Source organism: Sphingobacterium psychroaquaticum (assembly GCF_900177625.1).
GTDB classification, from domain to species: domain Bacteria; phylum Bacteroidota; class Bacteroidia; order Sphingobacteriales; family Sphingobacteriaceae; genus Sphingobacterium; species Sphingobacterium psychroaquaticum.
In genome coordinates this window covers 216,520-242,627 of sequence record NZ_FXAU01000008.1, presented here as the reverse complement: position 1 = coordinate 242,627, position 26,108 = coordinate 216,520, and the positions used below count along the sequence as shown (strand labels likewise).

Annotated in this window: 21 protein-coding genes; 4 read left to right on the top strand and 17 right to left on the bottom strand. The window is 40.9% G+C overall.

The window, feature by feature from the left end; all coding sequences use genetic code 11:
• Positions 1-3: 3 nt before the first annotated feature.
• From B9Y69_RS18155 to B9Y69_RS18140, 4 genes are all read right to left on the bottom strand, one after another.
• Positions 4-570: a chemotaxis protein CheB gene (locus B9Y69_RS18155; RefSeq protein ID WP_085474412.1), complete on the bottom strand. Its 567-nt coding sequence runs from the start codon at positions 568-570 to the stop codon at positions 4-6.
• Entirely contained in the window at positions 570-1,400 is an 831-nt protein-coding gene (locus tag B9Y69_RS18150) for a CheR family methyltransferase (protein WP_085474411.1), read from the bottom strand. Before B9Y69_RS18150 ends, B9Y69_RS18155 begins: the two co-directional genes overlap by 1 nt.
• On the bottom strand, positions 1,388-4,831 hold the full coding sequence (locus B9Y69_RS18145) for a hybrid sensor histidine kinase/response regulator (protein ID WP_085474410.1): 3,444 nt from the start codon (positions 4,829-4,831) through the stop codon (positions 1,388-1,390). The genes B9Y69_RS18150 and B9Y69_RS18145 overlap by 13 nt, the downstream gene beginning before the upstream one ends.
• 422 nt (positions 4,832-5,253) lie before the next feature.
• Positions 5,254-5,838: a DUF1016 N-terminal domain-containing protein gene (locus B9Y69_RS18140; protein ID WP_085474409.1), complete on the bottom strand. Its 585-nt coding sequence runs from the start codon at positions 5,836-5,838 to the stop codon at positions 5,254-5,256.
• 115 nt (positions 5,839-5,953) lie between these two features.
• Here B9Y69_RS18140 and floA point away from each other — a divergent pair, with 115 nt between their 5' ends.
• From floA to B9Y69_RS18120, 4 genes are all read left to right on the top strand, one after another.
• Positions 5,954-6,937 carry a flotillin-like protein FloA gene (gene floA, locus B9Y69_RS18135; RefSeq protein WP_085474408.1) on the top strand — a complete coding sequence of 328 codons (984 nt, stop codon included), beginning with the start codon at positions 5,954-5,956 and terminating at the stop codon, positions 6,935-6,937.
• Between the two features lie 108 nt (positions 6,938-7,045).
• Positions 7,046-8,356: a DUF3472 domain-containing protein gene (locus B9Y69_RS18130; protein ID WP_234991303.1), complete on the top strand. Its 1,311-nt coding sequence runs from the start codon at positions 7,046-7,048 to the stop codon at positions 8,354-8,356.
• Between the two features lie 372 nt (positions 8,357-8,728).
• Positions 8,729-9,247 (top strand): KdsC family phosphatase, encoded by a 519-nt coding sequence (locus tag B9Y69_RS18125; protein ID WP_085474407.1) that lies wholly within the window; start codon positions 8,729-8,731, stop codon positions 9,245-9,247.
• Position 9,248: 1 nt separating this feature from the next.
• Positions 9,249-9,833 (top strand): Maf family nucleotide pyrophosphatase, encoded by a 585-nt coding sequence (locus B9Y69_RS18120; protein ID WP_085474406.1) that lies wholly within the window; start codon positions 9,249-9,251, stop codon positions 9,831-9,833.
• Between the two features lie 31 nt (positions 9,834-9,864).
• Here B9Y69_RS18120 and B9Y69_RS18115 read toward each other — a convergent pair whose 3' ends face one another.
• The 13 genes from B9Y69_RS18115 to B9Y69_RS18055 form a co-directional block, all read right to left on the bottom strand.
• A complete protein-coding gene (locus tag B9Y69_RS18115; protein WP_085474405.1) occupies positions 9,865-14,424 on the bottom strand; it encodes an efflux RND transporter permease subunit in 4,560 nt (1,519 codons plus the stop codon).
• 26 nt (positions 14,425-14,450) lie between these two features.
• Positions 14,451-15,554 carry an efflux RND transporter periplasmic adaptor subunit gene (locus B9Y69_RS18110; protein WP_085474404.1) on the bottom strand — a complete coding sequence of 368 codons (1,104 nt, stop codon included), beginning with the start codon at positions 15,552-15,554 and terminating at the stop codon, positions 14,451-14,453.
• A gap of 210 nt (positions 15,555-15,764) precedes the next feature.
• Entirely contained in the window at positions 15,765-16,130 is a 366-nt protein-coding gene (locus tag B9Y69_RS18105; protein ID WP_085474403.1) for a hypothetical protein, read from the bottom strand.
• Between the two features lie 133 nt (positions 16,131-16,263).
• Complete coding sequence (locus B9Y69_RS18100; RefSeq protein WP_085474402.1) at positions 16,264-18,915, bottom strand: TonB-dependent receptor domain-containing protein; 2,652 nt, start codon at positions 18,913-18,915, stop codon at positions 16,264-16,266.
• Between the two features lie 137 nt (positions 18,916-19,052).
• Complete coding sequence (locus B9Y69_RS18095; RefSeq protein ID WP_144036619.1) at positions 19,053-19,487, bottom strand: HYC_CC_PP family protein; 435 nt, start codon at positions 19,485-19,487, stop codon at positions 19,053-19,055.
• A 295-nt stretch (positions 19,488-19,782) separates the two neighbouring features.
• Entirely contained in the window at positions 19,783-20,550 is a 768-nt protein-coding gene (gene trpA, locus B9Y69_RS18090) for a tryptophan synthase subunit alpha (RefSeq protein WP_085474400.1), read from the bottom strand.
• A 4-nt stretch (positions 20,551-20,554) separates the two neighbouring features.
• Positions 20,555-21,739 (bottom strand): tryptophan synthase subunit beta, encoded by a 1,185-nt coding sequence (gene trpB / locus B9Y69_RS18085; protein WP_085474399.1) that lies wholly within the window; start codon positions 21,737-21,739, stop codon positions 20,555-20,557.
• Positions 21,736-22,353 (bottom strand): phosphoribosylanthranilate isomerase, encoded by a 618-nt coding sequence (locus tag B9Y69_RS18080; protein ID WP_085474398.1) that lies wholly within the window; start codon positions 22,351-22,353, stop codon positions 21,736-21,738. Before B9Y69_RS18080 ends, trpB begins: the two co-directional genes overlap by 4 nt.
• 1 nt (position 22,354) lies before the next feature.
• Positions 22,355-23,344 (bottom strand): anthranilate phosphoribosyltransferase, encoded by a 990-nt coding sequence (gene trpD / locus B9Y69_RS18075; protein ID WP_085474397.1) that lies wholly within the window; start codon positions 23,342-23,344, stop codon positions 22,355-22,357.
• Positions 23,345-23,710: 366 nt separating this feature from the next.
• Positions 23,711-24,130, bottom strand: a complete 420-nt coding sequence (locus B9Y69_RS18070) for a hypothetical protein (RefSeq protein WP_085474396.1) — start codon at positions 24,128-24,130, stop codon at positions 23,711-23,713.
• Positions 24,131-24,224: 94 nt separating this feature from the next.
• Positions 24,225-24,446, bottom strand: a complete 222-nt coding sequence (locus B9Y69_RS18065) for a DUF2795 domain-containing protein (RefSeq protein WP_002996718.1) — start codon at positions 24,444-24,446, stop codon at positions 24,225-24,227.
• Between the two features lie 120 nt (positions 24,447-24,566).
• Positions 24,567-25,325, bottom strand: coding sequence for an ABC transporter ATP-binding protein (locus tag B9Y69_RS18060; protein WP_085474395.1), 759 nt, complete (start codon positions 25,323-25,325; stop codon positions 24,567-24,569).
• 24 nt (positions 25,326-25,349) lie between these two features.
• Positions 25,350-26,093, bottom strand: a complete 744-nt coding sequence (locus B9Y69_RS18055; protein WP_085474394.1) for a lysophospholipid acyltransferase family protein — start codon at positions 26,091-26,093, stop codon at positions 25,350-25,352.
• Positions 26,094-26,108 lie beyond the last annotated feature (15 nt).

Genomic DNA, 26,108 nt, shown 5'->3' with positions numbered 1-26,108 from the left:
CAATTATTTTAATCTGCTAAAATAAGATAATATTTCTTGGTTGTTGTATACCGTTGCTTCCTTATTTACATCGATTGCACTTTCCGGCATGGTAGCTATTAAGGCTTCATCGGGTGATTGCACATATACTTTACCACCTTGATATTGGATGTGTAAAAGACCATTTGTACCATCCTTATTCGCACCGGAGAGAAGAAATCCAACACACTCTTTGCCATACGAATCCGCGGCCGACTCGAACAAGACATCGATCGAGGGGCGGGAAAACTGGATGAAATCAGAAAGATCTAACGAAAATGTGTGATCTGGCTCCACCAGTAAATGATAGCCTGGGCCAGCAAAATAAATCGTGTTGGATAGAATCGCTTCCTTATCTGTTGCTTGCAAAATAGTGCGATTAAGCCTGTTGGATAGGAGTTCTTCAATGCGCGTACTGTACTTTGGGTTGCGATGAATAATAACGACTATAGCTGGTTTAAAAACCAGCGGTAGTGCTTCGATAATGTCAACAATCAGATTGTAAGACCCCGCACTGCCACCAATCAATATAATTTGATCTGCTTTAGGCATTATTTAATCTTTTGGTATATGTTGAATTCTTTATTTATGACTTTAAATTTAGAAATAATGTCATGATTTACGAGTCTTTCTTTTGAACCAAGACATAAGAAACCAAATTCACTGAGCGATTCATAGAAAAGGTCAAATACCTTTTTCTGAAGCTCTAGATCAAAGTATATAAGTACATTTCTGCAGGAGATGAATTGAAACTCGTTGAACGTGTAATCGCTCACTAAGTTGTGTTGTGAGAACAGGATGTTCTTTCGGATATCAGCATTGATAATCGCCGCATCGTAGCGTGCCGTGTAATAATCTGATAAGCTATTTTTAGCGCCGCTGGCGATATAGTTTTCGGAATATGTTTTTATTTTTTTTAATGGATATATCGCTTTCCGTGCGGTCTCTAGGACGACACTATTGATATCTGTGCCATAGATAAAGCTGCGGTTATAAAGACCGTACTCTTCGAGTAAGATAGCGAGTGAGTAAACTTCTTCTCCTGTGGAGCAGCCAGCACTCCAGAATTTAAGTCGAGGATAGGTTTCCAAGTAAGGGAAGACCTCTGAAACAAGCGTCGCATAGTATTTGGGATCACGGAACATTTCCGTTACATTAACCGTTATCTCATTGATTAGGAAACCTTGAAAAGATTCGACATTAATAATCGCATTTTTAAGATCTACAACATCCATCCGTTCCAGATCCATGATACGTTGTATCCTTCTTTTTAAAGAGGACTTGCTGTACCCGGAAAAATCAAAACCTGAAGCATTTTGTAGGAGTACTACGATTTCTTCAAGTTCCGCAAAACTTATTAAGGACGTTGTTAACTTAACCATACGCGCATTAATGATACTAACTTATCGATGTCAATAGGCTTACTTATATAATCATTAGCCCCCATCTGGATGGATTTCTCACGATCTCCTTTCATGGCTTTTGCTGTGACCGCAATAATAGGTAATTTTCCATTATCTGGATTTTCGCGAATTTTACTGATCGCTTCATAACCATCCATTTCTGGCATCATGATATCCATGAGGATAATGTCGATCAGCTCTGGGTTGTTATTTACAATTTCAAGGGCCTCTAAACCGTTGTTCGCAATCTCAATTTCCATGTCGTATGCTTGCAGTACGGTTGTTAATGCAAAAACGTTACGCATATCATCGTCAGCAATCAAAACTCGCTTACCACTTAAGCTGTCTTTGTGCTTACTGATGGTGTCAAGTTTTGCCATGTTGCGAACAGGAGAGTAGTTTTCTGAGCTGATTTTGTTCAGAAAAAGATTAACCTCATCAATTAATCGATTATTGCTCTTGCTTGATTTAACAATCATAGCCTTGGTATGCTGATGTACGTGATTCAGCTGTTCTTTGGTCAGCTCGGACGCGGTATTGATAATGATAGGGGTTTCTTGATACTTCGGAAGTGCCTTGATTTCATCCAGTAGGTCGAAACCGTTCGCATCAGGAAGTTTTATGTCCAAGATAATGCAGTCTATATTATCTTCCTCATCGAGCTTGTGCATCGCTGTTTGTGCAGAGAAAGCTTGAATAACATTGATATCTTTTTCGGCAAAGGCTGATTTTATGATCTGACTTTGAAACTCCTGATCTTCAATTAACAATACCTTTTTAATCCCTTCTCTGATATTGAGGTTTATATTTTCAAAAGCCTTTTTTAAAGATTCCTCGGTCATCGGTTTGGATAAGAAGCCGATGGCGCCACTTTCTATAAAATCGCGTTGGTTGAAATTTGCACCCGACATCATGTGTACAGGGATGTGTTTTGTTTCCGGGGAACCTTTTAACGTTCGTAAAACTTCCCATCCATCAGATATAGGCAGCATGACGTCGAGAATTACCGCGTGCGGCCGGTGTGCTTTTGCTTTTTCTATCGCCTCAGCTCCATCATGCGCAAGCATCACATTAAAACCATACTCCTCGGCAAAATTCTTTAATATATCAGCAAAATTATTGTCGTCCTCTACGATAAGGAGGGTTTTATTATCTCCTCTTTTCTGGTCAGTAGGTGCCGGGGTTTTCTCTGCGACGGTGCTATAGGTAACAGGGCGTGGATGATGTACTCGCTGATCCATAGCTTCAACATTCGAGCTATCACTTATTTCAGGAGACTGCGAATGTGGAATAATGAGTGTAAAAGTACTTCCCTCACCCAAGGTGCTATCTAAGGTGATGCGACCACCTAGCAAACTCGCTATTTCTCGGCTTATAGAAAGACCAAGACCCGTGCCTCCGTACTTTCTGCTTGTGGAACCATCCTCTTGATGAAAAGCTTCAAAGATCAAGTCTTGTTTTTCAGCAGATATCCCTTTTCCATTATCTTTAACAATAAAGCGCAGATGCTCGTCATCGGCGTTGATATTGAATTCGATTTTGCCTTTTTTATCGGTGAATTTGAAGGCATTGGAGATGAAGTTTTTTACCACTTGTTCCAAGCGGTATTCATCGGTAATGAAAGATGCCGGCACCTGGTCAGAAACATTGATGGTAAAATCGATTTCTTTCTCCCTCGCATTCTCTTGGAACAGACTATCCAAGTTGTTTACAAAGTCTTTAATATTTACCGTTTCAATGTTTAATTCTACTTTGCCGGATTCGATCTTTGCTAAATCTAATAATTCATTGATCAACTGAAGCAAGTCGCTACCTGCACTGTGGATGACGGAAGCATATTTGATCTGCTCAGGGTTTAATGTTTTGTTATCTTGCAGCAACTTGGCCAAGATCAGGATACTGTTGAGCGGCGTGCGGAGTTCATGACTCATATTAGCCATAAATTCAGACTTATACTTACTCGCCAATTCTACTTCATTGATCTTTTCTTCGACGATACGCTGTGTAACATTCAGTTCCTCATTGCGCACCTCCAGTTGTTTGGCTTTATCTTCAAGTTCTGTATTTGATTGTTGAAGCTCTTCTTGCTGAACGCGTAACTCTTCTTCGGAAGCTTCCAACAGGTTTGTCTTGTAGATCAGTTCTTCATTTGTAATTCGTAATTCCTCTTGTTGTGCTTCCAGTTCCTCTGTCTGCTGTTGCGTTTCCTCTAACAGGTTTTCGACCAATGTTCTGCTTTGCCCAAACTTTATGGATACCGCGATTGTTCTAGAAATCCGTAACAAATATTTGAGTGTTCTCGCTAAAGTGGCTTGGTCGGCAAAGTCCCCACCGATTTCTATTAAGCCAAAGGTATGGTGCTCGTAAACCAACGGCACAAGGATGATATCCTTAATTGCATCTTTCGTTAAGGAGGTGGAAGATGTAAAGTTTTGTTCATTATTAGCAGCAATCACCTTGATTTCCTGCTGTTCTGTAACATGACCAAGAAGTCCTTCGTTGTCGACGAATTGGCGAACAGGCTGATGTGATTTGTCTATTCCTATTTGCTGCTTAAGATGGTATTCATGGGAGTCAGATTTTCTAATGTATATGGTTCCGGCGTAAAAATCCAATGACTGTAGAACAGTGTTAAAACTAATTTTTGCAATCTGATCCTCATTATCCACTCCGTTGAGCGCTTCATTAAGTTTACTCGATTCTTGGAGTATCCAATTCGAGTTCTCAATATCTACTCGAGTTTCCTGTAATTCTTTATTTAGTAAATGCGTTTGTTTGGAACGAAGGCTTAACTCTTTAAATATTTGTAGAATTCGATAAAAAATAAACAGAATAAATAGAAAAGGCAAGGTCACTAATACGTACCCTGTTTTCTTGAGGTTGTCAATTTTCTCAAAAATAGCTTTGGTAACGACTGATTTGTTTTGAACGAGTAATTTTCGAACTTCAATTATTTCACGATTGATAACATCATGCTCCTTACTGAGAATACCCATTTTCTCCACGGTAGGCTTGTTGTTGATCGCGGAGAGACTATCGGTCGATAGAAACCGTTGTAGATCTTTATCTAATTTATTGATTTTTGGTAAGATCGTATGGTTGTCTGCTAGGCTTTTTTTGAGAAGCATAAAAGTGCCATCCATGGTATGGCCAATATTTGATAAGGAGTCGTAAGGAAGTTTTCCCGTTACAAAAAAGTAGGTGCTCTTTTGCTCCATTGCATGTTGGAAACTTTGGTTTAGCCCGTCAAGAGCACTGATCTTTATTTGGGTTTTTTCCGTAACATCTCTAATTTCTTCTACCCGATGAACCAGGTTGTTGAAAAAATAGATCACAATACTGAGTACTATTAAATAAGCAACTAAAATACTTATAAAAATATTCCATCGTTGGATAGTCTCTTTTCTCATCTTATCTGTTTACTGCAAAAATAAAATCATACTATAAAATGCACTCTTCAGCGCGAAAAGGCATCTGTTAAAAAATAATCCTACCTAACTCATGCTTTTTTCGCCATGAAGAATAGGTATAGGTTGCTATAAAGTAGTATCAAGAATGCTTATTGCTGTATGCAATTACAGTGCCTTTTTGCTTTAGTCGTGGTTCAAAAAGAGAACTGTAACGCGATATCGAAGCTTTTCAAGATAGATGTTCAATAGAAAGGGCTTTTTATTATGCCATAACTAAAATTTGTTTTCGGATGCAAAAATAACTATTAATTTATTTATATGTATATATAGCTAATGAAAATAAAATTTATTGTTTAACGACAAATAACCAAGTGCTTAACCCGTGTCTTTAAGAGGAGCTAAATAGTTTAATCTCATAAGTGCTAAGTGGATGAGATTTGTGTGTGTGCCGGTCCATCTGTACTCATATCCTCAAAACGAAGGAAAGCAAGCTGATGTGTATCAAGCTTGGGCTGTGCTTTAATAACAGCGTAATTTGTTTTCGGGAGGTTTTGGAGGAACTCTGCTTTATCGATACTTTTTACAAATTTTTCAAACAGCGACTGATTAATGCGTGTCTCCAAAGTCGGCACATCCCAGTTCTCTTTTTCGGCTTGTTTGAGGTAGAATGCACGAGCTAGATCATCTGTTATTTCCAGCAGCACGAGGTAATGTGCCCAAGATAAGGTCAAGGAGATACGTTGGAACACCGGGAATAACGTATAGAATCTGCTGTATAGCCTCAGATTTTCCGGGTTTAACAATAGATCCTGTATTGGTGTTAATGTTAAGGCAATTTTCTCCATCGCAGCACACTCATTATCGAGGTTTTGGTGCTTTTTCTCTAGCGAAATTTGCTTTCCAATTTCCCAAATACAAGTCAACATAAGACTATTAATCTCTTGGAGGGCTTTCATGCGTGCTGAACGAAGTACTGTATCTATATCTTCGACGAATCTATTTGTCATGCGCTTAACTTAAGGCTATTTGGTTTTCTTGATTAAGATACAAAATAATCGTCCACTTCTATCTCTTTTATGAAAGAAAACAATATCTTTAAGGAAATTAATGAAATAATATTCTATGGAACCAGGAATTAGCTTAATCTTAATTATTATTGGTAGCGTTATCGCTTTTTTCTTTTTATTGTACTTATTACCGGTGAACCTCTGGTTTACAGCACAATTGTCAAATGTAAAGATTAGTCTTTTGAACCTTGTTTTAATGCGGCTTCGGAAAGTGCCACCATCCTTGGTGACCAATGCGATGATTACCTCTACGAAAGCCGGTTTACGTATAACAAGTAACGAAATCGAAACACATTATCTCGCAGGCGGTAATGTAAATAAAGTAATTAAGGCGTTGATATCGGCAGATAAAGCAAATATCCCCTTAGATTTTAAATTAGCTACCGCAATTGATCTAGCTGGTCGTGATGTATTCGATGCCGTTCAGTTATCTGTAAATCCACAGGTAATTAATACGCCGCCCGTGGCTGCAGTAGCGAAAGATGGTATTCAGTTGATTGCGAAAGCTCGTGTAACGGTGCGCGCCAATATAAACCAATTAGTCGGTGGTGCGGGAGAAGAAACAATCTTGGCGCGTGTTGGCGAAGGGATTGTAACGACGATCGGTTCGTCCACCAACCACAAGGAAGTATTAGAGAATCCGGATCGTATTTCGAAAACTGTGCTTTCGAAGGGATTGGACTCTGGGACAGCCTTTGAGATTCTCTCGATTGATATTGCAGATATTGATATCGGTGAAAACGTGGGCGCTAAGTTGCAGACAGATCAAGCGGAAGCCGATCTTAAAGTTGCGAATGCTAGAGCAGAGGAACGTCGTGCAATGGCTGTTGCTACCGAACAAGAGATGAAAGCGAAAGCACAGGATGCCAAAGCGAAGGTAATCGAGGCTGAAGCACAGGTCCCGTTGGCGATGGCTGAGGCTTTTAGAAATGGCAATCTGGGTGTAATGGACTACTATAAGATGCAAAATATTCAAGCGGATACGGATATGAGATCTTCGATCTCTAAACCAGGCGGTGCCGGTAAAGACAAAAGCTAATATTTAGTAATATTTAAAATACACAACCGATTGATTCTTTTAGGGTCAATCGGTTTTTTGTTTTTACTGCTTTTTTATGCCTAAAATTAAGGGTATAAAACAATATTTATGTTAATCAAATCTATGAAACCACAGATGCAAAGCTTGATGCTTTTAGTGCTGTTTATGGCTTTTTTGAATCCGGTTCGAGCACAGAAAAACGTCAATCAAGCGACTATTCATATTCCCGTTTCCGGGAATACATGGCAATCCCCACAAGAGACTAACACGTTGCACCGCACGGATGGTATTATTGGCGGAAAAAGTAGCAGTACCTTTACCACTTATATACGCTTTGGAAAAGCGGGTAAGTTTGTCGTAGGGGCAGAACTCGGAGCCGTTGAAAAGGCCGGGAAGTTGGTCTTTGATATTGAAGGAGAGAAACGTACGATTGCTGTTTCTACATCTAATACTACGGTCGAAGTTGGTACGTTTACAGTGAAAGATAGCGGGTATGTTGCTATCCGTGTAAAAAGCTTATCGGGGGAGATTCCTGCTATTCGTGCCTATCAGATACGTGGAGAAAGTGATTTTATGAAGACCAGTTCTTATGTCGCGAGCAATGATGATAATTACTTCTATTGGGGACGACGAGGACCATCTGTGCATTTAGGTTACCAGGTGCCTACATCAAAAGACGTCGAGTACTACTACAATGAAGTAACGGTGCCTGTCGGTTCAGATGTTATTGGCTCTTATTTTATGGCGAATGGTTTTTCACAAGGTTACTTTGGGATGCAGGTGAACAGTGCACAAGAGCGTCGTATTTTATTTTCTGTGTGGAGTCCTTTTCATACTGATGATCCAAAAGCTATTCCGGATGAGCAAAAGATTGTGATGACCAAGAAAGGAAAGGATGTGTATACAGGAGAATTTGGTAATGAAGGATCCGGTGGACAATCGTTCTTGAAGTACAATTGGAAGGCAGGTAATACGTATAAGTTTATGTTACGTGGCCGACCGGTTGAAAATAACATGACTGAATTTACAGCTTGGTTTTTTGCCGCAGAAGAAGGGCATTGGCGTTTGATTGCACAATTTTTACGCCCAGCCACACACACCTATTTAAAAGGATTTCATTCATTCTTAGAAAACTTCAGTCCGTCGCAAGGTTATATCACACGTGAGGTCAGTTTTAATAACCAATGGGCCAGAGATATTGATGGAGAATGGCATGACTGCAAACAGGCACGATTCACCGCGGATGCGACAGCAAGAAAAGGATATCGATTAGATTATCAAGGAGGTTTGAAAGCAGGCGTATTTTATCTTAAAAACTGCGGTTTCTTTGGTGAACGTACAGCTATAGGTAGCATGTTTGTGCGCGAGTCTTCTAAGAATAAGCCTACTGTAGCAGTGTCAGATTTACCGGTGCAGTAGAAGGTTGTTTCAAAAACAAAACCCTGACGATGGGCGCCAGGGTTTGCTACTAACCAATTATAAACCTAAATTATGAAAAGACAATTTTAATTCGTAATATTGGAATCTGCTGTTGTTTGCAGCTCTATTCCCTAATTACACCACAAAGATAAGGCAAATAATTGTATTTGCAAACCTTTTTTAGGCTTAGTTGTGAAAACAACTACTTTCTGACATTTTTTTGATGCACTGTCTTTTCTTGATAATTCTATGTCTTTTTTGAATCAACGATGTGTTGTTAATCAATAAATATATGTATTGTTGCGTGTTTTCTTTTTGTGCGTGTAGGTTTGCCGAACTTGTAAGACTTCTTGAATTTATCTAAGTTTGAATATGATTTTGAAAGACTTTTCACGTGTTAAAGCTGTTTTTCTTGATGTTGATGGTGTGCTGACGGATGGTACGGTACAGGTTACGGAACAGGGGGAACAGTTACGCACATTTTCTATTAAGGATGGTTATGCTATTCAGTTGGCTATTAAAAGAGGATTATTTATTGCTGTCATTACGGGCGGAAATTCGCAGGGGGTTCTACGCCGTTTGCAAGGACTGGGGGTTACAGAAATTTTCTGGGGGATATCCGACAAAGAGGAGCTGATGTTGAAGAAGATAACAGAATATGGCTTTTCTTTGTCCGACGTTGTTTTCGTTGGAGATGATATACCAGATTTAGCCTGTATGAAAAAGGTCGGCATTGCAGCTTGTCCTCATGACGCCGTTGAAGAAATTAAACAAATTTCGGCTTATATTTCACCGCGAAAGGGAGGAGAAGGGTGCGTGCGTGATATTTTAGAGAAAATCCTGAAATTACAAGGGAAATGGGGTGAAGATATAACGGTAAAAAGTATATAACATGCTGCTAGATAGATTGAAAAATATACGGATCGTGTTAGGGTCACAGTCGCCCCGCCGAAAGGAACTTTTAGCAAAGATGGGTGTCTCTTTCGAAGTTATTGTAAAGGAAACCGATGAGGCCTTTGATGTGACTTTGTCGCCGGAGGACATCGTGACGCACATTGCCATGAATAAATTAGCGGGCTTTGTAGGGGGGGGATTTGAATCGGCTCTTGTGATTACGGCGGATACGATTGTGGTCAATGATGGGGTGATTTTAAATAAACCAGGTAATGATGCGGAAGCGATGGCGATGTTGACTGCTTTACAAGGGAAAACGCATCAGGTGATGACGGCTGTAGGTATTTTGTATAAGGGAGAGAAACAGTCTTTTGTGGAAACGACAACGGTTACTTTTGAAGCGCTCGATTTGGCTGAAATAGGCTATTATGTGGAAAATTTTAAACCCATGGATAAGGCCGGGGCGTATGGTATTCAAGAATGGATTGGATTGGTCGGTGTGGAAAAGATTATTGGAGCTTTTGAAAATGTGGTAGGTTTGCCAACAGCGCGGCTGTATAAAGAACTGAAAAAAATAGTATAACAAAAAAGGGGAGTTTGCTCCCCCTTTTTTGTTATTTCCAGCCTCCACCAAGGGCTTTATAAATTACGACTTGGTTTAGAATTCGTTCTTTTTGAATTTCAACTTCGTTTATCTGTGCTTCCAATGCATCTTTCTGGGCGGTAATAATATCGAGATAGGATACGCGACCCGCGATAAACAATTCGCCTGCTGCTTCCACAGCTCCATTTAGTGCTTCCACCTGTTCGGTGATATGCACCTGCCGCTCCTGGATATGATCTTGTAGCTGAATCGCACTTGACACCTCGTTGTAAGCATTCAATACGCGTTTTTCGTACTCTAAGAAATTAATGCCGTAGCTTGCTTTGTAATTATTGTATTGCGCTTTAAGCTGCTGTTGGTTGATAATAGGGGCTGTTAATCCTCCGAAAATGCCGTAAGTCAATGATTTTTCCAGACTAACGAGTTTATTAAAACTGAAGGTTTGCAGCCCCAGGTATGGAGATAACACGACTGAAGGAAGAAAGGCTGCGCGAACAGATTTCAGCTCATGCTCTGCGGAGAGCAAGTGGAATGCTGCCTCTCTAATATCAGGGCGTTGTGCCAGTAATAGCATCGGTGTGCCTACCTGCAAGGTGTCAAAAAGGGAAACATGTTCTACCTCTCTTACTTCCCGTTTAATTGGCTTATTGAAACGCCCCGACAAGTAGTTGATATGATTCTCTAGAATACTAATCTCCTGTTTTGTTTGTGCTCGCTGACTTTTTGAGTTCGCTAGAAAAGCTTTGAACTGCTGGACGCCCAAGAGGGAAGAACGGCCTGCGTCCTTCTGGAGTTGTGTAATTTCCAGAGCTTTCTCGTTCAGTATAATATTATTATCGAACACTTTTATTTTGGCATCTAAACTTAATAGTTCATAATATGCTGAGGCAATATTTGCTACAATCTCTGTCTCAATAAGTCGACGTGCTTCATTACTAGCTAGAAGTTCATTGAAGGCTGCTTGTTTTTGATTTTTCAGTTTTCCCCATAAATCCAGCTCCCATGAGGCACGTACACCGATAAAGTAATCTGGTACGACCGGTTCTGGGATTTTTTCGTCTGCTTTGAGGTTCTCCGAAAAGTTAGAGTCGTAGTTTCCGATTCCAGACTCGGTGTAAAAACCATATTTGCGTAACCCCGCTTCTGCGGCAAGATCTAAGTTAGGAAGCAAGGCTGCTTTTTTCTGCCTAAAACTGGACTGTGCCATTTCAATACGTTTGATGGCTTGTTGTAGGTCATAGTTGTAGAGGAGTGCAGAATCGATCAGCATCTTTAGTTCGGGATCTTGAAATACATCCTGCCATTGTTGATGGGCTAAAGAGTTTGTATCTGGCGCTGCGTCTGCCAACTTCTCTTGATAAGTAGCTGGTAGTGCTTTCGGCTCCGGGCGCTCCATCTGCTTAGGGACGCTGCAGGAGACAAAAAACAAAAGGAGTGCAATTACGGCTGTCGCTTTAACAGGAACTTTTTTCTTTTTGCTTTTGGAGAATAATACGAATAAACCTGGAATAACAATAACACCAAGGACCGTACCTATTAACATTCCGCCTACCGAAGCTGTACCAATGGTACGGTTTCCAATAGCACCGGCCCCGGAGGCAAGCATAAGAGGAATCAAGCCCGCAATAAAGGCAAATGAGGTCATTAGGATGGGTCTCAAACGTGCATATGCGCCTTCAATGGATGCCTCCACAATTCCCATTCCTTGTTTTTGTTTTAACACGGCATACTCGACAATTAGAATCGCATTTTTACCTAATAGACCAATCAACATAACCAGTGCAACTTGCGCATAGATATTGTTCTCGAGTCCGAACAACTTTAAGAATAAGAAGGATCCGAAAATACCAGCAGGTAAACATAAAATTACTGGTAATGGAAGAAGGAAGCTTTCATATTGGGCTGCCAATAATAAGTATACGAAGACCAAACACAGTGCAAAGATGTAAATAGCTTGGTCCCCTGAGATTACCTGCTCGCGCGTCATTCCTGCCCATTCAATGGAGTATCCTTGTGGTAGATTCTTGGTTAACTTTTGTACGGCTTCGATAGCCTGCCCGGTACTGTATCCAGGAGCGGGTTGTCCGGTAACCATTGCGGAGGTAAACATATTGTAACGTGTAATCTGCTCCGGGCCATATATTTTATTCATGCGAACAAAGGAGGAGTAGGGAACCATTTCACCATCCTTGGTTTTTACAAACAGATTCAGGACGTCCTCTGGTTTTTTTCTGTAATGTGCATCGGCTTGAACCATAACTTTATACATCTGACCGTAGCGAATGAAATTCGTTGCATAGAAACTTCCCATCAATGTTTGAAGGGTGTTCATTGCATTTTCTACAGAAATACCTTTTTTTGCGGCCAAGTCGTAATCTATTTCCAACATGTATTGTGGGAAACTGACATCAAAGCTGGAGGTGGCATTCTCAATGGCAGGATCATTGGCGAGATCGGTCAGGAATTTTTGAACGACCTCATCCGTTTTACCAAGATCTTCATTGCCACTGCGGTCCAATAAACGCAGTTCGAAACCAGCAGCATTACCAAAGCCTGGTACGGTTGGTGGTGGGAAAAATTCAATCTCTGCATCCGCGATATGTGCTGTTTTCGCACGGAGTTCACGGATGATATCATCTACGCTCTGGGAACGATCTTCCCAAGCCTTCAGGTTAATCATCCCCATTCCATAGGATGCGCCTGAAACTTCTGTTAAAATACTATATCCGGCCAACGTAGAGACGGTTTCGACCGCTTCTAAATCGCGTGAAATAGCATCGACCTCATCCAAAATACGTTCCGTTCGATCGACTGTAGCACCCGGAGGTGTCGTTACGCTTAAGTAAACCATACCTTGGTCTTCAGTTGGGATAAATCCCGAAGGAAGAATTGCACTGGTTCCCCAGGTGGCGACAAAGAAAATGGTTAGCATGATTAAGGTCAGCGAGCGGCGGCCCACAATACGAGCGAGTAATGCTTTATAACCGTTAGCCAGTTTGTCGTACCTTTTATTGAATTGTCGGAAAAAGCGATCCAGCCAATTGTTAGATTCCTTCTTGTCGTGCGGTGATCGTAAGATAAGCGCACATAAAGCAGGTGTTAAAGTCAATGCATTAATACCGGAAATTACAATTGCTGAGGCTAGCGTTAAGGAGAATTGACGATAGAAAATACCGACCGGTCCAGAGAGGAATGCGACGGGAATAAATACCGCTGACATGACCAGTGTAATTGCAATTACGGCCGTCCCCACTTCCTTAATAGCGGCCAAGGTTGCTTCTAGCGGAGGAAGATGTTCTTCTTCCATCTTCGCATACACGGCCTCGACGACGACAATACCGTTATCGACGACAATACCTATCGCTAGTACCAGCGCGAAAAGCGTCAGTAAATTGATGGAGAATCCCATCATTTGCATAAAAAATAAGGCGCCGATTAGACTCACCGGGACAGCAAGAATTGGAATTATGGTTGCCCGGAAATTTTGCAAGAAAATGAAAACGACAAGAAAAACTAGAATAAAAGCTTCGATAAGGGTTTTTATAACGCTGGAAATGGAAGCATCTAAAAAACGAGATACATCATACCCCATAGTGTAGGTCATCCCTGCAGGAAAGTTTGCCGTCTTCAACTCTTCCATTCGATCTTTAACACGCTGGATTACATCCTGTGCATTAGATCCTGGAAGCTGCTTGAGCATGATCGATGCCGAAGGACGACCGTCGGTTTTGGAGACCATCTCGTAGTCGAGGGAACCAAATTCTACTTCGGCAATATCTTTGATACGGACAATGGATCCATCAACGTTTGCTCGAATAGGCACATTTTCATACTGTTCGGGCTCAGAGAATTTTCCTGGATAGCGCAGTACGTACTGTTGCATGTTCACCGTTTTATCCGAGCTGATTCCTGTCTGTCCGGGCGCTGCTTCAATATTTTGTCGACGGAGTGACTCGATAACTTCATCGGTAGAAATCTGGTAGGCCGCTAAACGATCCGGTTTTAACCACACCCGCATAGCGTAGTCACGCATCCCCATGATTTGAGCAAAACCAACACCCTCGATACGCTTGAGTTCTTTTAAGATATTGATATCCGTGAAATTGTAGATGAAGCGTTCATCAGCGGTCTTGTCATCGGTGTAAATGTTCAGATACATCAACATACTGTTGACTTCTTTTTCCGTTGTTACACCCGCACGGATTACCTCCTCAGGAAGTTCATCCAACACAGTAGTAACCCTGTTTTGTACGTTTACAGCTGCAATATCCGGGTCGACACCTACTTTAAAAGAAACCTGAATCAGTGTCGTACCATTATTGGTCGTAACGGTATTCATGGATGTCATACCGGCAACACCGTTGATGGCCTTCTCGAGTGGGATAGCAACAGCATTTGTACTCACCTCAGCATTTGCTCCTGTATAATTTGCCGTAACAACAACAGAGGGCGGAACGATATCGGGAAACTGCGTGATCGGCAGCGTAAACAGGGCTAAAAGACCCAGCAAGGTAATGAAGATGGATATGACCAATGATAATATTGGTCTCTTTATATAAGTTTCAAACATAAGTTCTAGTATTTGTTAACGGGCTTTTATCTTTTAGTGATTGCCCTTACTTTCATTCCGTCGCGAAGACTTTGAATACCTTCGTAAACAATTTTGCTGTCTACATCAAGGCCATCCTCCACAATATAATAATGCCCTACGCGTGGCCCAGCCTGAAAGGGATGCATCTTGATCCTACCATCTGTATTATAGAGGAAGGCATACGTCTTATCTTGGATTTCTAGCACTGACTTTTGATGAATGAACATGGTTTCTCCTGTAGAGATCGGAACACCAATCTTACCTGAAGCACCATGTTTTAAAATAGCCTCGCTGTTCGGGAATTTAGCTCGCAGTGATATGGAACCTGTATTACGTTCGAATTCACTCTCCACAATTTGTGCGATTCCCCTGTATGGGTATTCTTGTCCATTGGCCAACATGAGTTTCACTTCTTTCTGCATCGTATTGGTGTTGATGCTGGAGTCATTGGCCATGTCGAGATACTCTGATTCCGAAATGTCAAAGTATACATTCAGGTTGTTTAGATCTGAAATATTTGTCAGCAAGGCACCTTCGGTAAGGAGGGATCCCTCTTTTAAAAGGATGCGATCCAAACGGCCATTAAATGGGGCACGGATTAATGTTTGGGATAATTGGGTGCGTGCTTGATTGAGTACGGCTCGCGCTTCCTCTACTTTCGAAAGGGCTGCTTTGTGTTGTACGGCAATCAGCTCTTCTTCAGTTTCCGAAACGATATTTTTTTCGACTAATCTTTTCGTGCGTTCTTTCTCAAGTTCTACTTTTTTTGCTTCCGCAATAGCAATATTAAGGGCTGCTTCCGCACGCGCACAATCAGCTTTATACTCCGTGTCATTTAGTTTAAATAACACTTGTCCGGTTTTTACCGCGGCACCTTCATCGACATATATGCGTTCTAAGAAGCCGGTAAGCCGGGAACGAATCTCTACATTTTTGGTGGCTTGGATATCGGCGATATATTCTTTATAGATTGTGGTGTCCATAACGGTCAGTCCTGTAACAGGGACCTGCTTTACGCTCTCATTAGTGGTTTCGGAGCTTTTACTAACACAGCTGCTCGCGCCAAGGAGAATAGCCAATGCTGGGAAGGCGAATGAAATCGATTTCATGTACTTAATTGTTAATGGTAAATGATTGAAAAAATACAACCAGCAAGGGTGAAGCATAATTTGATAGCGCTACCAATTGGCTACTACGCATGGTATAGCTGTTGACCCAATAGGGGGCAATACCTATAATTAAAGCATAGTAAGGCTATTACTTCATCGCTTACTGTGACAAAGGAATCCTATGATTTAGGAAATTATTAGGAAAGGAAATTAAAAGGGCTTATACCGATATAAAAATGCGTAATAGCCTGGGAAAATCTGTCTCTTTTTACCATCGTACTTGGGATGCTTCGGTTGCTCCATAACACTGGCAATAGCGAAGGAGATGGTAATAAGAAAAACAAACAGGGGAATAAGATACGATTGGTGTGACATGGATCTGTACTCATCGTATGGGATGGTCACATCTTCACTTGTTTTACTAATAGGTATGTCTAACACGTCGTCCAGTACAAACTCTAGTATTGATTCACCATTGAGAATGCCCTCATGCGTATGCGCATTAACGCCGACTTCGTAGGCGAGAATGTTGACATAGCATAGCAAGACAAAAAAATGAATCAGTTTAAGTATCATTCAGGGCAAAGCTACTAAGCCGAATTTGCGTAACCAATTAAGTATTGTAAAAAACCTGTTAGAATAGGCCTTTAAATATATAGGGTGCTTCAACATCCGCTGAAGCACCCTATATATTACTTTCGTGTGACGCTTACTTGATGTTAAAGCGAACACCCGTGTAGAAAAGTCTACCTGCAACCGGCCCCCATAATAAGTTGGTGTCAAAATGTTCACCAAATGGTTGGTCAAAAGCAAGGATTGGATCTTTTTGGTAGAAGTTCGTTAAGTTTTCCCCTCCAACATAGATCGTAAAGTTCTTGTTTGCGCCAAAGCTCTTGCTCACTTGTGCATTCATGGTTACATAAGCGTCGGAATAATCTCCACGCTGGTACTCCACTGGATTACTTGCTGTTGATGGCAGACGTTTTTTACCTGTTACGTTGAATACGTAATCAAAGCTCCATCCACTGTGAAGGTTATAGCCTAGGTTCACAAAACCTCTATGTTTTGCTGTCAAAGGTTTTTGTAATCTACCCGCTTCATAATCCGTTTGTACATCCAATAAACGGTACGCTAATTTTGCTTCGAAATGCTGCATAGGCATAAAGCGGAATTCTGCTTGTACGCTGTTAGAGAATGATTTTCCTGCTAAGTTATAGAAAGATACCGCACGAGGGTCTTCATAGTCTACGACAACCTGATTAGAGAAGTTGTTGTGAAACAACTCTACAGAGAAGCCTGATTCTCTACCAAAGAGTTTAAAATCTTGGTCTAAGGTCAGTCCAGTATTCCAAGATACTTCTGGTTTTAGGCCGTATGCTGTACCATCTGTATTCGATAGTTTGGTGTAATCGATCAATCTGCTGGAAGCAAAAATTCCCATATTTTCGGCGAAGATATTTGCGGTACGTTGGCCACGACCCGAGCTAAGACGTAAAGTCGTTGTGGTCGTTGGCGCATAGCGCAACACCGCTCTTGGTGTCGTAAACCAACCGTAGATACTGTTGTAGTCCTGGCGTAACCCCAAAACGGCATCAAACTTTTCGTTGGGCGCATAGGTATACTCTACAAAAGCACCAGAGACTGTTTCTGTACGATCGAATTTATTCGTTAGGATCGATTCGTTGTATTTATCGTACGCGACTGAGACTCCAGCTTTATACTTATGTTTTACACTGCCGATCACATCTTGGAATAAGAGGTTGGCATATCCACTATTCTGTTCGTTATTGTAGGTGGTTAACCCAAAGTAGCTATCTTGCTTGTAATGTGAACCTGATAACTGCAAACCAATACTACGTAGTTTGTGATTTGGGAAAATGTAACCAATTTTTGCAAAACCTTCGATTCGCTCGATATCAAATGCTAAACCGTATTTATTTGTCGTCAGTTTGTCTGTCTTTTCGTTAAAATCAATCTCACCACCTACACGATCGTCATTTAGATATTTGATACCAAATTGTGCGATTAATCCTTTGCCGTTTTCATAATGCCAACGGTTAATGCCGGAGAACGTGTTACCTACAGGCATGTCGCGAAACCCATTGTTACTGAAGTTCATCGTTTTATTGTACATGAAGTTATCATGTAACAACATACCAACAGACCATTTGTCATTGATCTTTTGCGAAAGATTAAGGTTTACATCTGTACGCCCCATATTGTTGGCATATGCATTGAAATATAAGCGATCACTGTTGTGCGGTTTTTTTAATTCAACGTTAATCTGTCCCGACATACTTTCAAAACCATTCGCTACAGATCCCATCCCTTTACTGATTTGAATGGATTCAATCCATGGTCCAGCCATGCTGTTCAGTCCTAAGGGTGCAGCAAAGCCACGGGGACCGGGTAGGTTTTCCACAGTTAGCTGTGTATATACCCCGCTTAATCCTAACAATTGTATTTGTTTTGCACCGGTTACAGCGTCACTACTAACAACATCAACAGAGGCATTCGTTGTAAAGCTTTCACTTAGGTCACAACATGCCGCCTTAAATAGTTCTTTTGCCGTGATCATCTCCACCCGGTTAGGTGTCATTTTTGAAATATAGCTAGATTTTTGTTTACGAGAAACAACAACCTCTTCCAGTACGTTATTCTTCGCATGTATAACCAAAATATCGTGTAGATTTTTAACCGTTATTGTGTCCGATTTCATACCTACAAAACTTACAACCAATTGCTTGTATCCTTTTTCGTGCTTGATGTCAAAGACACCGTTTTCGTTACTCTGAAGTTGTTTTTTAGGGTCATCTAACCAATGTACATTGACACCAGGGATTGGTGTTAATTCGCCTTTTTCATTTTCTCTAACCACTACACCGCGTACCACATGTTCGTGGTCGTGCGCATGGTGATCATCTTCTTCCTCCGTTTTTTTGTTGTTGCCCTCTTTTGCGTGATCATGACCCGCGTGGTCACCGTGGTCATGGCCTGCGTGATCGTCGTGATCTTCCTCACCTATACGATCGTACAAGCAACATTCATGGAGCTTTGCATAGACTTCATCTTTGGCACGTACTTCGTCTGTATCGTGTCCAGCATTAGCAATGGACTGTTTGATGGCCTTAGCATTCGTAGATTTACTGTCGAAGGCAACTGTTATTTTTCCAGTTTCGGCATTCCATGTTGCTTCGGAAACGCCTTTAACCTTTGCGGCTTTTTCGATTCGTTGTTTACACATACCGCAATTTCCAGCGACATCAAAGGTTAGTGTAGTGGCTTTTTGTGCAAATGTGGTGCTATATATTGAGATTAGTACAAGCGTAAAAATCCCTTTAAGTAATGTTTTTATCTTCATTATGTTTGATTAAAATTAAATAATAGTATGTCAAACTTCATTTTATACCGACACTCGCTGAGCTTATGGAAGGTAAAAAGTGTTGACAGCCTAGGTAAAAAGAACGTTAATACCTATAAATAATCAAAAAGAAGAAATCAAATTCTGAAATTACAGTGTTTGAGATAGGTCGGAGAGGACGAGACCAACAGCTTGGCCGCATCAATTTCTTGTGGAAGTAGTTCCTGTTCCTGATTATATTGAACGGATAATATCCAGTGCAATGTTATCGTAGCAGGAGAAAGACTTAAAAAGGTTAAAGAAGCATGCGCATTTTCTGCATCGTCTTTACTTTTCTTAAGGTCTAGTTTAATGTCTTTACAACAATCTGCTTTTCCTTTATCACAGGCATGCGGCTTAGTTTCGCCTTCTGCGTTGCAAAGTGGACAGTTTTTGTGGTGCTCTTCGATATTATCTTGTGTTACAAGAACTGTTCCTCCATGACACTGGTGCATATACACAGAAGCTCCTGTGCTTGTCAGCGCATAGAAAAATAGTAATAGATATGTAACGAAGGTTTTCACTGCTGGCAAATATAATGAATTAAAGATGGTTCGGTTGAACTCACGATTGTAATTATTTTGTTAAAAAGCGAAAAAAAAAGTTGTAATTTCATGTTACAACAGTTATTTTTAACGTAATAAAATTATGAAACCTTAAAATTATTACCTAAAGATGGATCAGCTCAATCTAAATCCGGAAATCTCGCTCTCTATTGCGGCGATACTTATCATTACAGCCATTGCTGTGTTTAAAGTATATTCAAAATATGTAAATCATCTGTAATATGAAGGGAGTAAAAACTCCCTTCATATTAAGTATTTGAAGTTATTTTAAAGCTTTTATAAAAGCAGGAATCTTTTCAGCGTAATTCTCTTCAGCTAACAGGCGAACAAACGCAGTTCCTACAATAGCCCCTTTTGCATGGTCTGTTGCTTTTCGAAACGTATCAGCATTAGAAATACCAAAGCCGATAACTAACGGGTTTTTCAACTTCATCGAAGCGAGACGTGTAAAGTAATCACTTGCCGAGTTGTTTACCTCGAGTTGTTTCCCGGTGGTCGCATTGGATGAGAGGACGTAGATAAAGCTGGTCGAAAGTTGATCTATCTTTCGTATCCGTTCTTCTGAAGTTTGTGGCGTGATCAAGAATATATTGCTAATGCCATTACTTTCGAAGACATCCCGATAGAGTTCCTCATACTCATACATGGGAAGATCGGGGATGATTACGCCATTTACGCCGACCTCTTTACAGGCGATACAGAATTTTTCGACTCCAAATTGAAGGACAGGATTAAAATAACCCATCAAGAAAATAGGAATAGAAACACGTTGACGTAACTCCCGTAGCTGCGTGAAGAGGATTTCCAGCGTCATTCCGTTTTTAAGCGCTTCTTCCGAACTGTGTTGGATGACCGGGCCATCTGCTACGGGATCCGAATACGGGAAACCTATTTCTAAAAAATCGGCTCCTGCTTTTTCTAAGCTCTCTGCAATATCAATAGTGCTACCTAAGGTTGGATATCCGGCTGTAAAATAGATGGATAAGAGCCTTGATTTTTCTGGGTCAGTAAATATATTGTTCGTTGTCATGCTATTAAAAACCAAAATATTTCATGTAATTATCTAAATCCTTATCGCCACGGCCGGACAGGCATACGACGACATTATCCTCGGGTTGGAACGCCATTTTTTCGAGCTGTGCTAAAGCATGGGAGCTTTCGATTGCAGGGATAATTCCTTCGAGACGTGTTAACTGTAGCCCCGCTTCCATCGCTTCGTTATCCGTAATACTCACATACGTGCCGCGCCCACTTTTGTACAACCAGGCATGTTGAGGCCCGATTCCTGGATAATCTAATCCGGCAGAGATAGAGTAGGGTTCAATAACCTGACCATCCGGAGTCTGCATTAAAATGGATCTACTACCATGTAGTACACCTTCGTGGCCGAGAGCAGTAGTTGCCGCTGATTCACCACTGTCCACCCCATGTCCTGCTGCTTCAACCGCAATTAATTGCACCGAAGGCTCATCGAGAAAGTGGTAAAACATCCCTGCAGCATTTGACCCACCGCCAACACATGCCAAGACGTAGTCTGGCAATTCTTTACCTGTTTTTTCATTCAGCTGTTTTCTTGTTTCTTCAGAAATGATGGATTGAAAGCGTGCCACTAAATCGGGGTAGGGATGAGGCCCCACGACTGACCCAATAATATAATGCGTGTCTACGGGGTTATTAATCCAATCTCGCAAAGCTTCATTTGTGGCATCTTTTAGGGTTTTACTGCCTGACTGTGCTGCAACAACTGTCGCCCCCATCATTTTCATACGGGCAACATTTGGTGCCTGCCGCTGAATATCAATCTCGCCCATATAGACAACACATTCCAATCCTTTCAGCGCACATACTGTTGCGGTAGCGACACCATGCTGGCCAGCTCCTGTTTCAGCAATAATGCGCTTTTTCCCCAGACGTTCTGCTAACAGGATCTGACCGATTGTATTATTGATTTTATGTGCTCCAGTATGATTTAAGTCTTCCCGTTTCAGGAAAACATTGGTTTTATATTTCTCCGATAAACGTTTCGCATAGTATAGGGGAGAAGGACGGCCGACATAATCCCGCAGCAATTCATTGAATTCAGCCTTAAAGCTGTCTTCTTCCATGATTGCTAGGTATTTCTGTTGCAACTCCTCTACATTGGGGTACAACATTTCAGGGACATAAGCGCCGCCAAAAGGTCCATAATAGCCTTTTTCGTTTACATGGTACTTGCTCATCTTTTTATGATTTTCAAAGCTTCTTTAATTCGGTTGATATTTTTCAGTCCTGGTTCAATTTCGAACCGAGAATTTAAGTCTAGTCCTACCAATCTAGGATCTGTTATTTGTTGGGCGGTTGGAATATTATCGATATCGAGACCGCCGCTTAAAAAGTAAGGTGTATCATAGGGATATTCTTTTAATATCTGCCAGTCAAAGGTAATCCCCGTTCCGCCGTATTGTGCACTACTGGTGTCAAACAAAAAATAGTCTACAACGGTGGTGTAAGGTTCAAGTTGCTTCCAATCCATAACGGACCCAATACCAAAAGCTTTGATGACCTCCACTCCGGTGTCTTTAATGGACTGGCAGTAGGCAGCAGATTCATCGCCGTGAAGTTGTACCGCTTGGAGTCCATGCGCAATCTCCGTTTTAACGTCTTCGATGGTGCTATTTACGAAAACCCCTACTTTCTTAATCGTATCGGGCATTTCTACTAATGGCAGTGTCGACACAAAACGTTTCGATTTTTTATAGAAAATAAAACCGATGTAGTTTATTGGTAACTGCGTCAATTCCTCGATATTATGCGGGATACGCATGCCACATACTTTGACCAAAGAGATTGCCATATTAATTTTGCGTAATTTTTTTGAATGAACGTAACGCATTGCCCCGAAGTAAGGATTCTTCTGCCTCATAGAAGCAGTCGGCAAAACTCTTTTCGGGGTGGATCGTCTTTATTGCAAATGCCGCATTGGTAAGGACAACATTGTTCTGGGCATCGTCGCCCTGCCCTTGGATAATCGTGGTGAATATTTTGGCCGCTTCTTCTACGGTATCACCGCCTTTGATGCGGTTCGCCGCAAGTGGTTCGAAACCTAATTGTGTCACTTCGTAGGCATTTTCTCCGGCATTACTTATAATTTTAAAATCACCTGTCAGTGATATTTCATCGTAACCATCTAAGGCATGAATAATACTATACTGCTTTTCGGTTTGTTGATACAGATAGTTGTATAATCGGGCAAGCTCTAAACTGAAAACACCAACGGCTTGATATTTTGGGCTTGCAGGATTTGTCAAGGGACCCAACATATTAAAGAAAGTTTTTACGCCAAGTGCACGGCGAATAGGAGCGACTGTCTTCATGGCGGGGTGAAATAGAGGCGCATGTAAGAAACATATATTTGCTTCATCCAGTTGGCTGTTCAAGATACTCTTATCATTCGTAAAAGTATAGCCTAAATATTCCATAACATTGGAAGATCCACAGCCCGATGAAACGCCTACGTTCCCGTGTTTCGCTACATGGTATCCGGCGCCAGCGACAACAAAAGAGGCCAGTGTTGAGATGTTAAATGTATTTTTTCCATCGCCACCTGTACCACATAAGTCGATAAGATCGTATCCTGGAAACTCCATTTTAAGACATAGATCGTACATGGCGTCACGGAAGCCACTGAGCTCCTCCACGCGAATGCTACGCATCCCATATATGGTCATAAAGGCCGCTATTTGGTGTGCATCATATTTGCCCGTCGCCATATTCGTGAGGATATTGTAAGCCTCTTCTTTTGTAAATGTTTTGTACTCAAATAAATGAGCTAGTATTTCTTTCATAACAGAATAAAGAAAATAAATAAACTAATGTACGCTACGCTGCTTCCACATAATGGGTACAGTTGATGGGTATATTGTTTTAGCGAACACGCAGGTTTTTTCTACAAAAAAAGGCTCGCCAAAACGGCAAGCCCACTATTTTTTGATGTAAATATTTCAAGCAATAGGATTTCGCCACAACATTAACTGTTGTGCCACCACCATGCTTTATTTACGATTGAAAATATCATTTTTGTTGTTGATTAAAGCAAATATCAAAAATTAAATAATGAACTGCAAATTTTTATAAAAAACTTTTATAATTAAATAGTGAGAACGGAACGGATGAATATTTTTTTACCATTGAATAACCGTTTGCAACAGCATCTAGTAGGTTACAAAATGTGCCATATTATTGCCTTTGGATACCAGTGTAAAAGAAGCGATTTTATCCGCTTCGATATAAACCGCGAGTAACTGACGGTCTTTGTATCGCAAGAAGTACATTTTGTCTGTTGGTTTCCCTTCCGGATCTATATCTTTTGTTTCTTTACGTGGTAATTTATTGAAGGGAATGTATTGAATATCTTCTAGCTTTCTGTTTTGTAAGTTCAATCGGATCTCCTGCACACTCGCTTCCAGGTAATCGTAGGTGTCATTAGACAGTTCCCCTTTTAGGAGCAGATGTTGACTTAAGATGACATCCGCACGGACTTCCTCATCCGCAACACTAGTAACAAAGTTTTTTATGATCGATATATCTTTGTCTACTTCGTTAGTGCTTTGTTGAGCAGATACCGTAAGCACAGTTAGAAGGATTATAATAGTGCAAATGTATTGTCGCATGATAAAAATGGATTTACACATAAAAAACGCCTCGGGGAGGCGTTTTTTATAATACTTAATACTCGTCTTCGTTAAAAAAGAAATCGTCTTTCGTCGGATAGTCAGGCCAAATCTCTTCAATGTTTTCATATGGCTCGCCATCGTCTTCCAAAGCTTGGAGATTTTCTATCACCTCAACTGGAGCTCCTGAACGAATAGCATAGTCGATTAACTCGTCTTTAGTTGCTGGCCATGGTGCATCTTCTAAGTGTGATGCTAGTTCTAGTGTCCAATACATATCTAATAATTTATATTTGCTATTTTCGCAAAAATAACATAATTATTAACTAAATCAAGTCAAAAGAATGTTATGTTACCGCGCTGTTGGTAATTTGTTGATTTTGAGTGATTTAAAAAGTTATAAATTTTCAAAGTCTGAACCCTTTTCTCGTAATGCTTCCAATCGGGGCTTTACGGACTTTATGCTAGGGTTCGTATAATCATCTTCAATTAATCCGTCACGCATTCTTACAATACGGTGCGCATGTTGTGCGATATCTTCCTCATGGGTAACGAGGATAATGGTATTTCCTTTTGCATGGATATCCTCAATCAATCCCATAATTTCAATAGAAGTCTTAGTATCGAGGTTTCCTGTTGGCTCATCCGCTAAGATAATGGATGGTTCATTAATTAAAGCCCGTGCAACGGCAACACGCTGACGTTGTCCTCCCGACAGTTCATTAGGACGGTGATCGACCCTATTTCCTAAGCCTACGTTCTCCAAGGTCCGCTGTGCCCGTTCTTCCCGCACCTTTTTACTATAACCCGCATAAATTAATGGAAGGGCTACGTTTTCTAAGGCCGTACTTTTAGGGAGTAGGTTGAACGTTTGAAAAACAAAACCAATTTCCTTATTGCGGATCGCCGCAAGGTCATTTTCGCTCATATCCGAAACATCGTGGCCGTTCAACACATATCGTCCTTTGGTCGGTGTATCCAAACACCCTAAGATATTCATTAAGGTTGATTTTCCTGATCCGGAGGGACCCATTAAGGCGACAAATTCACCTTTTTTGATCTTTAATGTAACAGATTTGAGGGCGTCTATTTCTTGATTACCAACAATATACTGTCTGCCGATGTCATCAATCTCAATTAAGTATTCATTGTTCATGTAGTTCGCAATATGTAGGTTAAGTTACGATTTATTATACATTTGCCAAGAAAAATTCATCTGTTTGTAAACAGAGTCTGCTAAATCTTTATCTTTTTCGTGCCCCTCTAAATGCGGAGATATGGGATCTAGAATCGATAGATATAGGGTGCCAGATTTCATGCCAAATCTAAAACCATCGTCCCACAAAAGTTCCCAAGCATTGTGTATAACGACTGGAAGAATAGCCTTATTATTATCTGTTGCGAGTCGAAATGGCCCTGCCTTGAAAGGATGCATAATTGGTGGATATTCATCGTCAATTTTTCCTTCGGGAAAGATAACGAGGGATTTCCCTTCCTTGAGTAAGGTGTCTCCTTGTTTGAAAGCTTTGAAAGAAGATACTTTACTGTTCCGATCAACAGCAATATCAATAGTTTTGAAAAATATACGGGTTACTGGATTGCTGAGCAATTCTACCTTGCCCATAAAGGAAAAGTTGGGTGGCACAATATAGTTTAATATACTGATGTCTAAGATGGAGGTATGGTTCGGGCAGATAATATAGTTCTGAGACCAATCCAGGTCAGGCTGATGGAGAACTTGGATACGAATGCCTGCTAAGCGAAGAGAGGATAAGCTGATCCACCTTCTGATTTGTGCAATGCGTTGGTAGTTTTTTTGTGGTTTACGTGCTAAGAACGCCAATCTAGGGTATGCTAGTGCGAAAAAAAAGAGAACAAAACCGTAGTACGCATATAGATGCATTTTTCGCAGAAGCTTATTCATGCACCAAACATAGCT

Bases quoted from the DNA above. Each gene is read 5' to 3' on its own strand.
- B9Y69_RS18065 (WP_002996718.1), bottom strand. From the start codon at position 24,446: ATGTATTGGACACTAGAACTAGCATCACACTTAGAAGATGCACCATGG.
- B9Y69_RS18125 (WP_085474407.1), top strand. From the start codon at position 8,729: ATGATTTTGAAAGACTTTTCACGTGTTAAAGCTGTTTTTCTTGATGTT.
- B9Y69_RS18080 (WP_085474398.1), bottom strand. From the start codon at position 22,353: ATGGCAATCTCTTTGGTCAAAGTATGTGGCATGCGTATCCCGCATAAT.
- trpB (WP_085474399.1), bottom strand. From the start codon at position 21,739: ATGAGCAAGTACCATGTAAACGAAAAAGGCTATTATGGACCTTTTGGC.
- B9Y69_RS18115 (WP_085474405.1), bottom strand. From the start codon at position 14,424: ATGTTTGAAACTTATATAAAGAGACCAATATTATCATTGGTCATATCC.
- B9Y69_RS18120 (WP_085474406.1), top strand. From the start codon at position 9,249: ATGCTGCTAGATAGATTGAAAAATATACGGATCGTGTTAGGGTCACAG.
- B9Y69_RS18140 (WP_085474409.1), bottom strand. From the start codon at position 5,838: ATGACAAATAGATTCGTCGAAGATATAGATACAGTACTTCGTTCAGCA.
- B9Y69_RS18105 (WP_085474403.1), bottom strand. From the start codon at position 16,130: ATGATACTTAAACTGATTCATTTTTTTGTCTTGCTATGCTATGTCAAC.
- B9Y69_RS18155 (WP_085474412.1), bottom strand. From the start codon at position 570: ATGCCTAAAGCAGATCAAATTATATTGATTGGTGGCAGTGCGGGGTCT.
- B9Y69_RS18060 (WP_085474395.1), bottom strand. From the start codon at position 25,325: ATGAACAATGAATACTTAATTGAGATTGATGACATCGGCAGACAGTAT.
- B9Y69_RS18100 (WP_085474402.1), bottom strand. From the start codon at position 18,915: ATGAAGATAAAAACATTACTTAAAGGGATTTTTACGCTTGTACTAATC.
- trpA (WP_085474400.1), bottom strand. From the start codon at position 20,550: ATGACAACGAACAATATATTTACTGACCCAGAAAAATCAAGGCTCTTA.
- floA (WP_085474408.1), top strand. From the start codon at position 5,954: ATGGAACCAGGAATTAGCTTAATCTTAATTATTATTGGTAGCGTTATC.
- B9Y69_RS18110 (WP_085474404.1), bottom strand. From the start codon at position 15,554: ATGAAATCGATTTCATTCGCCTTCCCAGCATTGGCTATTCTCCTTGGC.
- B9Y69_RS18130 (WP_234991303.1), top strand. From the start codon at position 7,046: ATGTTAATCAAATCTATGAAACCACAGATGCAAAGCTTGATGCTTTTA.
- B9Y69_RS18150 (WP_085474411.1), bottom strand. From the start codon at position 1,400: ATGGTTAAGTTAACAACGTCCTTAATAAGTTTTGCGGAACTTGAAGAA.
- trpD (WP_085474397.1), bottom strand. From the start codon at position 23,344: ATGAAAGAAATACTAGCTCATTTATTTGAGTACAAAACATTTACAAAA.
- B9Y69_RS18145 (WP_085474410.1), bottom strand. From the start codon at position 4,831: ATGAGAAAAGAGACTATCCAACGATGGAATATTTTTATAAGTATTTTA.
- B9Y69_RS18055 (WP_085474394.1), bottom strand. From the start codon at position 26,093: ATGAATAAGCTTCTGCGAAAAATGCATCTATATGCGTACTACGGTTTT.